12 protein-coding genes and 1 pseudogene are annotated in these 15,449 nt (G+C 60.4%); 10 read left to right on the top strand and 3 right to left on the bottom strand.

The genetic code is table 11. The features are described 5' to 3' along the window. The first annotated feature begins 10 nt into the window (after positions 1 to 10). A complete protein-coding gene (dacB, locus tag V7714_RS07235; protein ID WP_335709174.1) occupies positions 11 to 1,417 on the top strand; it encodes a D-alanyl-D-alanine carboxypeptidase/D-alanyl-D-alanine endopeptidase in 1,407 nt (468 codons plus the stop codon). Between the two features lie 3 nt (positions 1,418 to 1,420). On the opposite strand, the gene V7714_RS07230 is transcribed toward dacB, so the two are convergent. Next, positions 1,421 to 3,241, bottom strand: a complete 1,821-nt coding sequence (locus V7714_RS07230; RefSeq protein WP_335709108.1) for a DUF885 domain-containing protein — start codon at positions 3,239 to 3,241, stop codon at positions 1,421 to 1,423. Between the two features lie 339 nt (positions 3,242 to 3,580). On the opposite strand from V7714_RS07230, the gene ubiD reads away from it, so the two are divergent. Beyond that, positions 3,581 to 5,104: a 4-hydroxy-3-polyprenylbenzoate decarboxylase gene (ubiD, locus tag V7714_RS07225; RefSeq protein WP_335709107.1), complete on the top strand. Its 1,524-nt coding sequence runs from the start codon at positions 3,581 to 3,583 to the stop codon at positions 5,102 to 5,104. 78 nt (positions 5,105 to 5,182) lie between these two features. Continuing rightward, positions 5,183 to 6,202, top strand: coding sequence for a DUF475 domain-containing protein (locus V7714_RS07220; RefSeq protein ID WP_335709106.1), 1,020 nt, complete (start codon positions 5,183 to 5,185; stop codon positions 6,200 to 6,202). 137 nt (positions 6,203 to 6,339) lie between these two features. On the opposite strand, the pseudogene V7714_RS07215 reads toward V7714_RS07220, so the two are convergent. Then, positions 6,340 to 6,627: pseudogene (locus V7714_RS07215) on the bottom strand (DUF3579 domain-containing protein); the annotation flags it as partial. A gap of 85 nt (positions 6,628 to 6,712) precedes the next feature. On the opposite strand from V7714_RS07215, the gene V7714_RS07210 reads away from it, so the two are divergent. From V7714_RS07210 to V7714_RS07180, 7 genes are all read left to right on the top strand, one after another. After that, entirely contained in the window at positions 6,713 to 8,704 is a 1,992-nt protein-coding gene (locus V7714_RS07210) for an aminotransferase class V-fold PLP-dependent enzyme (RefSeq protein ID WP_284198088.1), read from the top strand. 37 nt (positions 8,705 to 8,741) lie between these two features. Next, positions 8,742 to 10,550 carry a diguanylate cyclase gene (locus V7714_RS07205; protein WP_335709105.1) on the top strand — a complete coding sequence of 603 codons (1,809 nt, stop codon included), beginning with the start codon at positions 8,742 to 8,744 and terminating at the stop codon, positions 10,548 to 10,550. 127 nt (positions 10,551 to 10,677) lie between these two features. Continuing rightward, positions 10,678 to 11,595 (top strand): ornithine carbamoyltransferase, encoded by a 918-nt coding sequence (gene argF, locus V7714_RS07200; RefSeq protein WP_335709104.1) that lies wholly within the window; start codon positions 10,678 to 10,680, stop codon positions 11,593 to 11,595. A 14-nt stretch (positions 11,596 to 11,609) separates the two neighbouring features. Then, entirely contained in the window at positions 11,610 to 12,002 is a 393-nt protein-coding gene (locus tag V7714_RS07195; protein WP_335709103.1) for a VOC family protein, read from the top strand. Between the two features lie 2 nt (positions 12,003 to 12,004). Then, positions 12,005 to 12,376: a 5-carboxymethyl-2-hydroxymuconate Delta-isomerase gene (locus V7714_RS07190; protein WP_335709102.1), complete on the top strand. Its 372-nt coding sequence runs from the start codon at positions 12,005 to 12,007 to the stop codon at positions 12,374 to 12,376. A gap of 21 nt (positions 12,377 to 12,397) precedes the next feature. Further along, the gene (locus V7714_RS07185) at positions 12,398 to 13,615 is read left to right on the top strand and encodes an argininosuccinate synthase (RefSeq protein ID WP_335709101.1); all 1,218 of its coding nucleotides are present in this window, start codon (positions 12,398 to 12,400) and stop codon (positions 13,613 to 13,615) included. Positions 13,616 to 13,725: 110 nt separating this feature from the next. After that, a complete protein-coding gene (locus tag V7714_RS07180) occupies positions 13,726 to 14,277 on the top strand; it encodes a DUF2799 domain-containing protein (protein ID WP_335709100.1) in 552 nt (183 codons plus the stop codon). Between the two features lie 52 nt (positions 14,278 to 14,329). On the opposite strand, the gene V7714_RS07175 is transcribed toward V7714_RS07180, so the two are convergent. Then, positions 14,330 to 15,262, bottom strand: a complete 933-nt coding sequence (locus tag V7714_RS07175) for a diguanylate cyclase domain-containing protein (RefSeq protein WP_335709099.1) — start codon at positions 15,260 to 15,262, stop codon at positions 14,330 to 14,332. Between the last annotated feature and the right edge of the window lie 187 nt (positions 15,263 to 15,449).

Raw genomic sequence — 15,449 nt, 5'->3', positions numbered from 1 at the left:
CTTGCCTGAGATGGTAGCCAGCCAGCTGAAGCAGGCCAAAGTGCCGGAAAACGCCATGGCGGCGGTGGTCATGCCCTTGGCAGGCGAGGGTGCGCGCTTGCTGCATCAGCCCGATACCCCCTTCAATCCGGCTTCTACCATCAAGCTACTGAGTACCCTGGCGGCACTGGAGACCTTGGGGCCGGGCCATAGCTGGCATACCGGCCTTTACAGCAAGGCTGGGTTGGAGGGCGATACGCTCAAGGGGGATTTATACCTGCGTGGCGGCGGTGACCCCAAGCTGACATTCGAGCGCCTTTGGCTATTGCTGCGTGAGCTGCGGGCCCGTGGCGTCAGGCGGATAGAAGGCGATCTGGTGCTGGATCGCAGTTATTTCGTGCTGCCCCCAGACCTTGCTGCGAGCCAGTTCGATGAGCAGCCGGAGCGCGCCTATAACGTGGGGCCGGATGCCCTGCTGGCCAACTTCAGGGCGCAGCGCTTTGACATGGAGTCGGGTGCCGACAGCATGCTGGTGCGCATAGAGCCACCGCTGGCGGACCTGGTGGCCGATAGCCGCATGAAGCTGGTGGATGGCGACTGCACCCGCTGGGCCCGTGGCTGGGCCAGGCCCGATATCGAGAGGCTGGCCGATGGCCGGGTCAAGGTAACCTTGCAGGGCAGCTTTCCACGCCATTGCCGGGCTGGCCGTTACTTGAGCCTGTTTGGCACCGTGGATTTCACCAGCCGGCTGCTACGTAGCCTGTGGCAGGAGCTGGGGGGCGAGATAGCCGGCACGACCCGCGAGGCGACAACGCCGCAGGATGCGCGGCTGTGGGCCGAGCAGGTGTCGCCACCGCTGGCCGAGCAGTTGCGCGATATCAACAAGCTCTCCAACAACACCATGGCGCGCTCGGTGTATCTGACCATGGGGGCAGAGCAGGCCCGCGCCTTGAACTGGCCGGCAGGCATGGATAGCCAGCAGGCGGCAGAGGCGGCACTCCTTGCCTGGCTCGCCAGGCAAGGGCTGAGCATGCCGGGCCTGGTGGTGGACAATGGCGCGGGCCTGTCACGCACTGCCCGCATCAGCGCACGGCAACTGGCATCGGTGCTGGCGGTGGGGCAGCGCAGCGCGTTTGCTGCCGAATACCTGGCCAGCCTGCCTATCGTGGCGCTGGATGGCACCATGCGGCGGCGCCTGGTGGGCACCCCGCTGGCGGGTAGGGCACGTATCAAGACAGGCACCCTGGACGGCGTCAAGGCGGTGGCGGGCTATGTGACCGATACGGCAGAGCAGGCCTGGCTGGTGGTTGGCATGATCAACCACCCCAGGGCCGATGAGGCGCAAACGGCACTGGATGCCCTGCTGGAATGGGCCGCCTGCCATGACACCTGCCCACAGGCCGGGCAGGTGTCAGCGGCAGCGCCGCCGGTACGCTAGCGATCAGGCCTTGCCGCCGCCCTGGGCTATCCAGCTGTCGACCTTGCGCTCCAGCAGTTGCAGGGGCATCCGTCCGCCGTCCAGTACCACGGCGTGAAAATCGCGGATATCGAACTTGTCGCCCAGGGCCTGCTCCGCCCGCCGGCGTAGTTCCATCAGCTTACGCTGGCCTATCATGTAACCCAGCGCCTGTGAGGGATTGGAGAAGTAGCGGTCCACTTCGCTCTCGGCAAAATCCTGGGTCAGGCCGCCTTGGCGCACCATGTAGTCCACTGCCTTGGTGCGCGGCCATTTGTAGGCATGGATGCCGGTATCCACCACCAGCCGGGCAGCGCGGAACAGTTCGGCCTGCAGATGGCCGTAGTGCTGGTAGGGATCCTTGTACAACCCCATGGCATAGCCCAGTTTTTCAGCATAGAGCGCCCAGCCCTCGCCGTAGGCTACATTCCAGCCGCCCATGCGGCGCCACGGGTGCAGGCCTTCGATTTCGGCGGCACGGGCAATCTGCATATGGTGGCCTGGCACGGCTTCGTGCAGGAACAGGGATTCGACCCGCCAGGTCGGCTCGGTTTGGTAACCCAGGGCGTTGATGGTGAACAGGCCGCTGGTGCCCAGCGCCAAGGAGCCTGCAGCGTAGTTGGCGGCCGTACTGCTGCTGGCTTCGGCGGCGGTCATGCTGCGGATGGCATAGGGGGTGCGGGGCAGGGCGTGGAACAGCTTGCTCAGTTGTGGATCGACCCGTTGTGACATGGCGCGATAGGCTGCCAGCACGGCATCGGATGATTTGAAGAAATAGCGTGGATCACGGCCCAGCTTGCGTACGAACTGGTCGGTGCTGCCTTTGAAGCCGGTCTGCCTTGCCACCCCGGCGATCTCCTGCCGCAGGCGTGCCACTTGTTGCTGGCCCAGGGTGTGGATTTCCGCCGCGCTCATGCCCTCAGCAATCTCGCTGCGGATAAGGTGGTTGTAATAGTCCAGGCCGCCGGGCAGGGCGGCCAGTCCGGCCTCGGCCGGCGCCTTGGGCCGGTATTCGGTCTGCAGATAGGTCTTGAGCTTTTGTAGGGCGGGCTGGTAGTGGTTCAGGATCAGCTGCCTGGCTTCATCGGCCAGTGCCTGCCTTTGGGCCTCCGATACGGTGGCCGGATAACGCTTGAAAGGGCCGAAGACCACGCTGTCATCAGCTTGGCTCACCATGTGGGCATCAATGGCCGAGACAATGCGGTCCACCACGGGGGTGGTGCGCATCCAGCCGCTGTCGCGCCCCAGTTCCAGCCTTGCCATGGTCTGTTCCACCAGCTTGGGTATGCCACGTAGCCGCGCCAGGTAGTCCTGGTAGTCATTGGCGGAACGGAAAGCGGTGAGCTGGGCCTGCCGCGGCATCATGTTCTGTATGCCACCCAGGCTGCTCAGTACCAGGGCGTGGCGATGGTCGAAGCGCTGCGCTGCGACGGCTTGCTCCATCTTGTTGCGCAATAGCTCGTAGGAGAGTTTTTCCTGCCCATGCAACTGGCTGGCATCCAGCGCCTGCAGGCGAATCAGCGTAGTGCGCTCATACTGCTGCTGTGACTCCAGGGCGGTTGCCGAGAGATCGGGCAGCAGATGGTTGTAGCCGGGTATGCCTTGCGCGGTAGCCAAATCCGGCATGGCGCGGAAAACCTTGTCCAGATCGGCATCGAGCAGCGCCTTGAGTTCCTGGCTGGCACTGGGCGACGATTGCTGGGCTTGGCTGGCGGCAATGTCGCCAGCGTAAGCAGGGGGGAAGGTCATGACCAGTGCGGCCAGGAGGGTGAGGCAGGGGCGTTGCTTGCGAGCAAGGACATGCATGGCGTGGTTTCCTCAGGATTTATTGTCGTGCCGCTGGCAAAACCCCGGGCGTGGCTGTGCAAACCTGCCTTGCTGCATGCACGGCCGGCATTTGCCGGCCTGGCCAGAACCGCTGCGCTGTTTTGTTGGCGGCGTTTATGGTGGTGAGGCTGCTGGCCTCGATGTGCGCAGCCCTGGATAGGTCTGGCGCCTGGGCAGCATAAACATAAGCTTATGTAGCTTCAATCAAAGCCGCCTGTATGGGCCGAATTGTTGCGGCGACGCCGGTATCGTGGCTGCCTCGATTTATACTTGCAGCCTTTGCTGCCCTTTGCGGCGGCGCCTGGCTGCGGATATTCCATGAAATACCAAGATCTACGCGACTTCATTGCCCAACTGGAAGCCATGGGCGAGCTCAAGCGCATCAAGACGCCGATCTCCACCAAGCTGGAGATGACCGAGATATGCGATCGCGTGCTGCGAGCTGGCGGCCCTGCGCTACTGTTCGAGAACGTGGTGGGCCATAGCATGCCGGTGCTGGGCAATCTGTTTGGCACACCGCGCCGTGTGGCCCTGGGCATGGGTGCGCAGGAGGTGGAAGCTCTGCGTGAGATAGGCAAGCTGTTGGCCTACCTGAAAGAACCAGAGCCGCCCAAGGGCTTGAAGGATGCCTGGGAGAAATGGCCCATCCTGAAGCAGGTGCTGAATATGGCACCCAAGGTGGTACGACGGGCCCCCTGCCAGGAGGTGGTGTGGGAGGGAGAACAGCTTGATCTGGCCCGCATACCCATACAGCACTGCTGGCCAGGTGATGTCGCGCCCTTGATTACCTGGGGCCTGGTAGTGAGCCGTGGGCCGCACAAGCCACGGCAGAACCTGGGCATCTACCGGCAGCAGCTGATAGGCCGACGTCAGCTCATCATGCGCTGGCTGGCGCATCGGGGCGGGGCACTGGATTTTCGCGAGCATGCCATACGGCATCCGGGGCAGGCTTTCCCCCTTGCGGTGGTGCTGGGCTGCGATCCGGCAACCATCCTGGGTGCAGTGACACCAGTGCCGGATAGCCTGAGCGAGTATCAGTTCGCTGGCCTGCTGCGGGGTAGCAAGACCGAGCTGGTGCAGTGCCTGGGCAATACCTTGCAGGTGCCGGCCAGTGCCGAGATCGTGCTGGAGGGCCATATTGCACCGGCTGAGAAAGGCTGGCAGGGAGTGAGCGAGACAGGCATAGCCATGAAGGAGATAGGGGGCTACCTGCATGCGCTGGAAGGCCCCTATGGCGATCACACCGGTTACTACAACGAGCAGGACTGGTTCCCGGTGTTTACCGTGGATCGCATCACCATGCGACCGGATCCGATTTATCACAGCACCTATACCGGCAAGCCGCCAGATGAACCTGCCGTACTTGGAGTGGCTCTGAACGAAGTGTTCGTGCCCATACTGCAGAAGCAGTTTCCCGAGATTGTGGATTTCTATCTGCCGCCAGAGGGGTGCTCATATCGCATGGCCATCGTCAGCATCAAGAAGGCCTATCCGGGCCATGCCAAGCGCTTGATGTTTGGCGTGTGGAGCTTCTTGCGGCAGTTTATGTACACCAAGTTCATTGTGGTGGTGGACGACGACGTCAACACCCGTGACTGGAAGGAAGTGATCTGGGCCATTACCACCCGGATGGACCCGACACGCGACACGACCCTGGTGGACAGCACGCCCATTGATTACCTGGACTTTGCCTCACCGGTATCGGGACTGGGGTCGAAGATGGGGCTGGATGCCACCAACAAGCTGCCCGGCGAAACCAGCCGGGAGTGGGGCGTGCCCATCAGCCAGGACGCCGAGGTCAAGACGAAGGTCGATGCCCTGTGGGACAATCTCGGGCTATAGGGGGCTTCTGGAAGCCCGCAATAACCCCGGTGTGACCGGGGCAATCTCATTTCAACAAAAACCAACTGAGGCAGGCCCGTGGGCAACCTTCAATACTTCCGATCCTCTTTTATCGTTACCGGCCTGGGCCTGGCGGCGGCTTTCTATGTGGGTGGCCCCAAGGCCATGTTTATCGCGGCCATACTGTCCGTGCTGGAGGTCTCCTTGTCGTTTGACAATGCCGTGGTCAATGCCACGGTGCTCAAGGACATGGATGAAAAATGGCGCCATCGCTTTATCACCTGGGGCATGCTGATTGCCGTGTTTGGCATGCGGGTGGTGTTCCCTGTGCTGATTGTGGCGGTGATTGCCAAGCTGTCGCCTTGGGCGGCCCTGCAACTGGCGGTTGGCGACCCGGATGGTTATGCGGCCACCCTGACCTCGGCACATGTGGTGGTGGCTGGTTTTGGCGGGGCCTTCCTGATGATGGTGTTCCTGCAGTTTTTCCTGGACAAGGAAAAGGACGTGCATTGGGTGCGGCTGATCGAGGAACCTCTGAGCAAGCTGGGCAAGATGGAGGCCGTGACCATAGCCATCTGCATGATTGTCATCTATGTGATATCGACCTACCTGCCCCAGGCTAAACAGATGGAGTTCGTGCTGGCTGCCATGGCTGGCCTGATCACCTACATCATCGTGGATGGATTCTCTGCCTTGCTGGAGTCGGACGAAGAGGCAAACCATAACGGCACGGTGGTGCGCACTGGCTTGTCGGCCTTCCTCTATCTTGAGGTGCTGGACGCCAGCTTCAGTTTTGATGGGGTGATCGGTGCGTTTGCACTGTCCAACAACATCTTCATCATTGCCATCGGCCTGGGTGTGGGCGCCATGTTCGTGCGTTCGCTGACCCTTTATTTCGTGGCCAAGGGCACGCTCGATCAGTTCCGTTACCTGGAGCATGGCGCGTTCTATGCCATAGGCGCCTTGGCGACCATCATGTTCGTCGGTACGGTGCACCATATCTCGGAAGTCATCACCGGTTTGATCGGTGCGGCCTTCATTGTTTTGGCGCTGTATTCGTCGATCAGGCACAACCGCCGCGTTGCGGCTGCACAATAGCAGGCCGAGCAAGTACCGGCCTGTGGCCTTCAGGCTATGAAGTCAGGAGGTTGGAGTAATTGCTCCAATTGCGGCGTAGAATGGTGCCCCTGTTGCCAGGGGCACTGAAACTAACCCAGGAACTGACTGGGGTAGTGTTCTTCCAGCAATTGGCGGCAGTCGACAACGCGCAGGTCGTTGTCTTTGGCAAAACTCATCAGAAAGCTGTACACGCGCGGGTCTATCTTCTCGAGCTGCTTGTCGATGGCGACGCAGCGTACGTTTTCCATGACCATCGGACGCACATAAGGCGCGTACGACAGCTTCTGGTCGGTACCAAAAGTCGAGAGAATACCTGACAGCCGTTCAGCCCAATCAGAGGGGCGGAACTCGCGGCCATTGCGGGTGAGGCCTTGGATGATGACTTCGTATGGGTTGCAAATCATCGCTTATAGCTTGGGCTTGGATTATTCTTGCGGGCTTGGGCGGAGATCCCGCCCCGCAATTCAAGAATTATAGGAAGAGATAACCGTGTCAAAACCGATTAGCCGCATTTTACTGGTAAACGACGAGAAGCTGGTGCTGAAAGCACTGGTCAAGGGATTGAATGCTGCCGCAAGGCAATTGGACAACCCCTTGGGTGCCACGTTTATCGGGGTGGAAACGGCGCAGGAAGCCCTGGCGGCCATACGTGAGGACGGCGATATCCAGGCTGTGATCGTGGATGACCAGCTGCATCGCGTCGGTGAGCAGGGTGGTGCGCGCAAGAAGAAACTGCAGATGTCGGCGCTGGACCTGGTGCATGCCATCCATGCCCACCGGCCGGAGCTGGATGTCTACATCCTGATTGCCCAGCAGGATGAGGCCGAGGTGGTGAACACCTTGCTGTGCGAGGCGGTGGACGGTTACTTCTACCGCGATGATCCGGACTATTTCGGCTGGTACCGCATACTGAGCACCCAGTTGCTGGAGCGGGCCCACACGCCGTTTTACGACAAGCTCAAGCAGTATGTATTCATGGCCAAGGATGCCTGGCACACACCGGGCCACAGCTCGGGCGACAGCCTGCGTGGCAGCCCCTGGGCCGAAGATTTCTATGACTTCATGGGCGAGCATATCTTCCGGGGCGATTTGTCGTGCTCGGTGCCCATGCTCGATTCCCTGCTGCACCCGACAGGCATCATTGACGAGGCGCAGCAGATTGCTGCCAAGGCTTTTGGCGCCCATCGCACTTTCTTTGCCACCAATGGCACCTCTACCGCCAACAAGGTGATATTGCAGACCTTGCTGGCGCCGGGCGACAAGCTGCTGCTGGATCGCAACTGCCATAAGTCGGTACATCACGGCGTGGTGATATCGGGCGCCTTGCCGGTTTACCTGGATTCGAGCACCAACCTGGAGTACGGCCTGTTCGGCCCGGTACCCAAGCAGCTGATCTTCAAGGCCATAGAAGACAACACCGATGCGAGGGCCATGATACTGACCTCGTGCACCTATGATGGCTTGCGCTATGACCTGCCACCCATCATTGCCAAGGCACACGAGCACGGCATCAAGGTGATCATCGACGAGGCCTGGTACGGCCATGCCCGTTTCCATCCCGAGTTCCGCCCCACTGCGCTGGAGGCGGGGGCGGATTTCGCCACTCAGTCCACCCACAAGGTGATGAGTGCTTTCTCGCAGGCGTCGATGATTCATGTGAACGAGGTGGTTGAGTTCAATGAGCATGTGTTCCGCGAGAACTACAACATGCATACCTCGACCAGCCCGCAGTACAGCATGATTGCCAGCCTGGATGTGGCCCGCCGGCAAATGAGCATGGAAGGCTACAAGCTGCTGAGCCGTACCCTGGCGCTGGCGGCGGAACTGAAGGAATTGATCAACTCCACCGGGGTGTTCCGGGTGCTGGAACTGGATGACCTGTTGCCCGAGGAAGTGAAGCAGGACGGGGTGAGGCTGGACCCGACCAAGGTGACCGTGGATATCTCGGCATCAGGCTATACGGTGGATGACCTGCAGAAACTGTTGTTTGAGCGCTACAACATCCAGATCGAGAAATCGACCTTCAACACCATCACTTTATTGCTGACCATAGGCACCACCAAGAGCAAGGTGGCGCGCCTGTACGATGCGCTGATGCGTATCAGCCGCGAAACCCGCGCACCACGGCGGCTGTACCGTACACCGGCGATTCCGCACTTCACCCGGCTCAAATACCTGCCGCGCGATGCCTTCTATTGCGGTGGTGAACTGGCGCCCTTGCTGGATGAGGCTGACCAGGTCAACCAGGCATTGGCGGGCCGCGTCAGCTCTGACCAGGTTGTACCCTATCCACCGGGCATACCGGTATTGGTGCCCGGTCAGGTCATTACGCCGGAGATCATCAGCTATCTGGTCAACCTGCTCCGTAGCCAGAAGCAGACCGAGCTGCACGGTGTGGTGTTCGACGGCTGGCTGCCTTGTATCCGGGTGCTGACGGCAGAAGACGAGGCAGGCCTGAGAACGCTGGACGGCAAGGCCTGAATCGCGCATCCTGAGTCATATTCATTGCATAGTACCCATGACCGCTGAGGCCCATGATCCCCCAGTAGCCCAGGTGTCGGTAGCGCAGGAAATCGCTGCGCTGAATGCCGGTGCCTGGCGGCTGCAATATGGCGACCCGCTGGAGGCGCGCTCGCTGGCCGAGCGTGCGCTGGCGCTTGCCTGCCAGACGGGGGATGACGCGGGTGAGGTCTATGCCCGTGTGGCGCTGGCGTGCTACGAAATGCGCCATGGTGACGTGGAGCTGGCGCGGCGGGAGTTTGAGTCGGCCAAGCATTTCTTCGAGCGTAAGAAGGATGTGCGCGGCCTGATGCGCGCCAGTTTCGGCGTATCGGCCCTGTTGTCGCGCGATGGCCGCTCTGACGATGCCTATGCCGAGTTGATCGGCTTTGTGTCTGAGCTGGACGGGGCCGAGCCGGTAGACGCCTTTGTCATCTATAACTGCCTGGGTATTACCAGCATAGAGGCGGGCCAGCTCGACGATGGCATGCGCCATTGCTACAAGGCCTTGACTGCTGCCAGGCAACTGGGCTCGCCCGACCACCTGGCCTTGATACTTTCCAATCTCGGTGACGCCCAGCATGGTGCGGGCAATTATGAAGATGCCATCCGCTTTCTGGTGGAGGCTGACGAGATGGTGGCGCAGTCACGTCTGGCGGCCCTGGCGCCCTTGGTGGCAGGCAACCTGGCCATGTGCCAATTGGCCATTGGTGCCCATGAGGCAGCTTACGAAACCATACAGCCCTATTTGAACCTCAGTGATGACGAGGTGCGCATAGGCAAGGCGGATGCCGCTTTTTTCCAGGCTATCGCCGCCCATACCTATGCGGCACATGGCCGTTGGGACGAAGCTGGCGCCATGGTGGACAGGGCCTTGCTGGCCGCTGAGGCATCGGGCGAATCCCGGGTGATTACCCATTGCCTGTGGGTGCGCGGCCTGGTGGAACGTGGCTTGGGCCATGTGAGTGCCTCGCTGGGGGCTTTCCAGAAGGCCGAGGCCTATCTGAGCAAGCAGCAGGACCCCTATTACCCGGTGCAGATCAATCGTGAGTTGGCACGCGCCCATGCCAGCCTGGGGCAGTGGCAGCAGGCTTACGATTATCTGGATCAGTACCAGCAGCTATATCAGCGATCGCTGGGTAGTGCTGCCCGTGCGCGCACCCAGATTACCCGTATACAGAGCGAGCTGGCCGAGGCAGAGCGCGAGCGCGACTTCGCCCTGCTCAAGCAGGCCGAGGCCGAGCGTGCCCGTACCGAGCTGGAGATGCTGAACCGCGAGCTGGCCAACAAGGTCGATGAGATTGAGCGGCTGCAGGCCAAGCTGCGCGAGCAGGCCATACGCGATCCCTTGACCAATCTCTATAACCGGCGCTACCTGCAGGAAGAGTTGAGCAATGAGATCAAGCTGGCGGAGCGTCGGCACTATTCCGTCTGTGTGGTGCTGATTGATCTCGATCACTTCAAGGCGGTGAACGACCGCTTTGGCCATCCCATGGGCGACCAGGTGCTGATAGAGCTGGCCAGCATGCTGATAGGCAATATCCGTGGGTCGGACTTTGCTTGCCGCTTTGGGGGTGAGGAATTCTGCCTGGTGCTCTCGGATATCGATCTGGAGCTGGCTTTGGGGCGGGTGCGCACCCTGCTGCACCGTTTCCATGCTCTGGTGGTGGAGATGGATGGGCGCAGGCTGGACCAACTGAGTTTCTCGGCCGGCGTTGCCGAGTATCCACGCCATGGCCGTAGCCCCGATAGCTTGCTGGCGGCTGCGGATGCAGCCCTTTACCGCGCCAAGGCGTGTGGCCGCGACCGGATATTCCCGGCCGATTAACGCCGATCTGGCCGCCAGTGATGTCGATATTCCATAAATCGATGTCGCATAGTGGAAAATCCTTCTTGACCGGGCGGCCTTGCTCGGAGAAGCTCAAAGCTTTTCCGCAACGCACAAAGAGGCCAGCATGCCAGGCAAGCACTTCCTCCAGTTTACCGACTTCAGCCGTGACGAATACGAGCACCTGTTCGTCCGCAGCCGTGTACTGAAGGATCGCCTGCGCCGAGGGGAGCTCTATCAGCCCCTGCAAGGCAAGACCCTGGCCATGATCTTCGAGAAGAGCTCCACCCGCACACGGGTGTCGTTCGAGGCGGGCATGAACCAGCTTGGCGGCCATGCCATGTTCCTGGCCAGCAAGGATACGCAGTTGGGGCGAGGGGAGCCTATCGAGGATGTGGCACGCGTGATCGGCCGCATGTGTGATGTGGTGATGCTGCGCACCTATGAGCAGACCATCGTCGATACCTTCGCCAGCTATTCCAAGGCACCGGTCATCAATGGCCTGACCAATGAGTACCACCCTTGCCAGACCTTGGCCGATATCTTTACCTATATCGAGCATCGTGGTTCCATCGAAGGCAAGACGGTGGCCTGGATAGGCGACTCCAACAATATTTCCCGCACCTGGCTGCAGGCGGCGCGTATCTTCAACTTCAAGTTGCGGCTGGCCTGCCCCAAGGGCTATGAGATGTCGGTGCTGGATGGCATCGATTACCGTGGCCACTTTGAACAGACCCATGACCCGCGTGAGGCAACCGAAGGGGCGGATCTCGTCTCTACCGACGTTTGCGTCTCCATGGGCTTTGAGCGGGAGAGCCTGCAGCGCCGGGTTGATTTCCTCAGCTACAAGGTGACTGGCGAGTTGATGAAACTGGCTGACAAGGATGCGGTCTTTATGCATTGCCTGCCGGCGCATCGCGGCGAGGAGGTGGATCCGGATGTGCTGGACGGTCCGCAATCCATCGTCTGGGATGAGGCAGAGAACCGTATGCACACCCAGAAGGCACTGATTGAATACCTGTTGCTGGGCAAGATAGACAACTAATCGGGGCGCGAAGGATGATAGACCACACCGGTGTGATCGTCAGTGACTACAGCCGCAGCAAGGCGTTTTACGAAGCTGCACTTGCTGCCCTGGGCTATGGCTGCCTGGCGGAATTCTCCGCCGAAGTGACGGGCCACACCGATGTGGCGGGCTTTGGGGAGAAAGCCAGCGGCAAGCCGGATTTCTGGCTGAGCGTGGGTATCCCCAACCAACCGCCCATCCATATTGCTTTCAGGGCGGACAGCCGCGCGGCCGTTGAGGCATTCCATGTCGCCGCCCTGTTGGCGGGCGGCCGCGACAATGGCGCGCCGGGTTTGCGCCCGCACTATCATCCGCATTATTACGGTGCCTTTGTATTGGACCCGGACGGCCACAATATCGAGGCCGTCTGTCACCACCCAGGTTGAGCATGCCCCATATCGTTATTGAATACACCGATAACCTGGCAGAACAGCCGGATTTTCGGCGACTGTTTGCAGAACTCCATGCGGCGCTGGTTGAGACCGGCGATGTGGCTGAGATCGATATCAAAAGCCGCGCCGTCAAGCTGACTGATTGGTATGTGGGGGATGGCAATGCCACTCATGCTTTTGTCCACCTCAAGCTCTACCTGATCAACCGCCGTACTGCGGCGTTCAAGCGACGAGCGCTGGCGGCACTGCAGCCTGTAGTCGCCGCCCATTTCCCGCGTACGCTGGCCGAGCGCCAGTGCCAGCTTTGTTTTGAGACGATAGATATAGACGGCGATACCTACGCCAAGATCGTCTCACCCCAGAATTGAACCCATTAGCAGGAAAGTCTTATGTCTGACGCCAACAAAGTTGTACTCGCCTACTCCGGTGGTCTTGATACCTCGGTCATCCTCAAGTGGCTGCAGGATACCTACCAATCGGAGATCGTCACCTTTACCGCGGATATCGGCCAGGGTGAAGAGCTGGAGCCGGCCCGTGCCAAGGCCATCAAGCTGGGTATCAAGCCAGAGAACATCTATATCGACGATTTGCGCGAAGAGTTCGTACGCGATTTTGTCTTCCCTATGTTCCGCGCCAATACCGTGTATGAGGGCGAATACCTGCTGGGCACCTCCATCGCTAGGCCACTGATAGCCAAGCGCCAGATCGAGATTGCCAACCAGACCGGGGCAGATGCAGTGAGCCACGGTGCCACAGGCAAGGGCAATGACCAGGTGCGTTTTGAGCTGGGTTACTACGCGCTCAAGCCCGGTGTGAAGGTGATTGCACCTTGGCGGGAATGGGATCTGTTGAGCCGCGAAAAACTGTTGGCCTACGCCGAAAAGGCCGGCATACCTATCGAGATGAAGCACAAGGCCGGTGGCGCACCGTACTCCATGGATGCCAACCTGCTGCATATCTCGTTCGAAGGCCGCCACCTGGAAGACCCCAAGGCCGAGGCAGAGGAAAGCATGTGGCGCTGGACGGTGGCGCCGGAAGCCGCGCCGGACGCCCCTGAATACCTGGACATGGAATTTGAACAAGGTGACCTGGTGGCCATCAATGGCCTGCGCCAAAAGCCCCATGAACTGCTGGCCAAGCTCAATGAACTGGGCGGCAAGCATGGCATAGGCCGGCTGGACCTGGTGGAGAACCGCTATGTGGGTATGAAATCGCGCGGCTGCTACGAGACACCGGGTGGCACTATCCTGCTGAAGGCGCATCGGGGTATCGAGTCGATTACCCTGGATAGGGAAGTGGCGCATCTCAAGGACAACCTGATGCCCCGCTACGCCGAGCTGATCTACAACGGCTACTGGTGGAGCCCGGAGCGCCGCGCCTTGCAGGCGCTGATCGACAATACCCAGCAATATGTCAACGGCTGGGTGCGGGTGAAGCTCTACAAGGGCGGGGTGTCGGTGGTGGCGCGCGACTCCAAGGACACCTTGTTTGACCAGACTATCGCGACTTTCGACGATGATGGTGGCGCCTATAACCAGAAGGATGCCGAAGGCTTCATCAAGCTCAATGCCTTGCGCATGCGCATCGCTTCGCGCAAGCGCGGTTGAGCGCTGCCATCCCAGAAGCCCGGCTTTGCCGGGCTTTTTGCTGCCTGCCGTTCAGGGCGGATTCAAGCAGTGGCGCCTAGACTGCAGTCATCCATCCAGGGAGAACAAAAATGAAAAAGCTGCTGTTGTTGGCCAGTTTGTTGCTGTTGGGTGCTTGTGCTGCCATGAGCGAGGCGGAATGCAGGACGGGTGATTGGTATGGTGTGGGTGAGCGAGATGGCCGGGATGGCCGGGGCAGCCGCTTGGGTGACTATGCCGAGGCCTGCCAGAAAGCCAATATCCTGCCCGACCCGGCTGAATATTCGCGCGGCCGCGAGCGGGGTCTGCTGGCCTATTGCACGCCAGAGAATGGCTACCGTGTAGGCAGGGCAGGGTATAGCTACGGCAATGTCTGTGCGCCCGAGCTGCAGGAAGGTTTTTTGCGCGAGTACAACCGGGGCTATGCGCGATACGAGCTGCGCCGCGATATCGACAATCTGGAAAGCGATATGGTGCGCTATGGCCGCGAAATCAATCGTTTGAGCGAACTGATAGGCAAGGCTACCACCGAGGATGAGCGTCGCAAGCTACGCCGTGAGCGCGATGGCTATGAGCGGCAGCGGCGTGAGGCCAAGAGCACACTGATATTGCTGCAGGCTCGTTGGTTGGTGCAGGGGGACTAGCAGGCTGTCATGGGCCAAGGCGTGGAAGGGTGATGTCGGGTGGAGTAGGCGCTTAGCTTGCACCTGTGCTGGGTTTTGCTGGCGGTGCAGCCTGCATGGCGGCCGACCAGTAAGCGTAAGCGCCACCACCTTGCCGCTTGGCGTGGTACATGGCGGCGTCGGCCTGGTCGAGCAAGGCCTGGGTTTCCACGCCGTCGCGCGGGTAGAGGCTGATGCCGATGCTGGCATGGGTTTGTACCTTGTGTGGCCCGAATGCAAAGGGCTGGCCTATGGCATCGACCAGTTGCTGCGCCACGGCATTGGCATGGTCGGTGTGCTGCAGTTCGCTGATCAGTACGGTGAATTCATCACCACCTAAGCGGGCGACCACGTCGGACTTGCGTATGGCACCATGCAGGCGCTCCGCCACCGAGATCAACAGCTGGTCGCCTATCGCGTGGCCCAGCGTGTCATTGACCTGCTTGAACTTGTCCAGGTCCAGAAACATGACGGCAAGCATATTGCCCTGCAAGGCGGCTGCAGCAATGGCCTTGTCCAGCAGCTCCAGAAAATACTGCCGATTGGGCAGGCCGGTCAGGCTGTCGTGATAAGCCAGCCGGGCTATACGCTCCTGCTCACTACGCTGGGCGCTGACATCGTGCTGGATGGCGAGAAAGTGGGTAATGTTGCCGTGGCTATCCTGTAGCGGAGTAATGATCTGGTTGACGGTGTAGAAAGCGCCATCCTTGCGTCGCTCTATCAACTCGCCTTGCCACGGGCGCCCGGACAGGATGGTGCTCCATAGCTCGCGGTAGAACGCGGTATCGTGCTGGCCGGAACGCAGCAGATCGGGCGACTTGCCCATCAGCTCAGACTCGGCATAGCCACTCAGGCGGCAAAAGGCCTGATTGACCCACACCATATGGCCGTGGCGATCCGCAATCATGATGGCATTGGCTGCCGTGGCAAAGGCACGAGCCAGCAGGGCTTGCGGCTTTTTCAGCATTGCACCCTCCGCTGCTTGGGCTGGGGCACCTCCGGCGTTATTTTTTCGCCATCGCGGTTTTACCAAGGTGGCGTCCTGAGCGGTGGGATGGCGGCTGCCTTGCTCCCATGCGCTGCTGGAAACTGCCGTCCTGCCCAGCGTGGTTTGCTTGAGCATGCTCACAAGGCAATTGTTGTATAGCTGACCG

The sequence above is a fragment of the Chitinimonas sp. JJ19 genome (assembly GCF_036961565.1).
In the GTDB taxonomy this organism is placed as follows: Bacteria; Pseudomonadota; Gammaproteobacteria; order Burkholderiales; family Chitinimonadaceae; genus Chitinimonas.
This window is presented reverse-complemented; position numbering and strand designations above follow the sequence as displayed.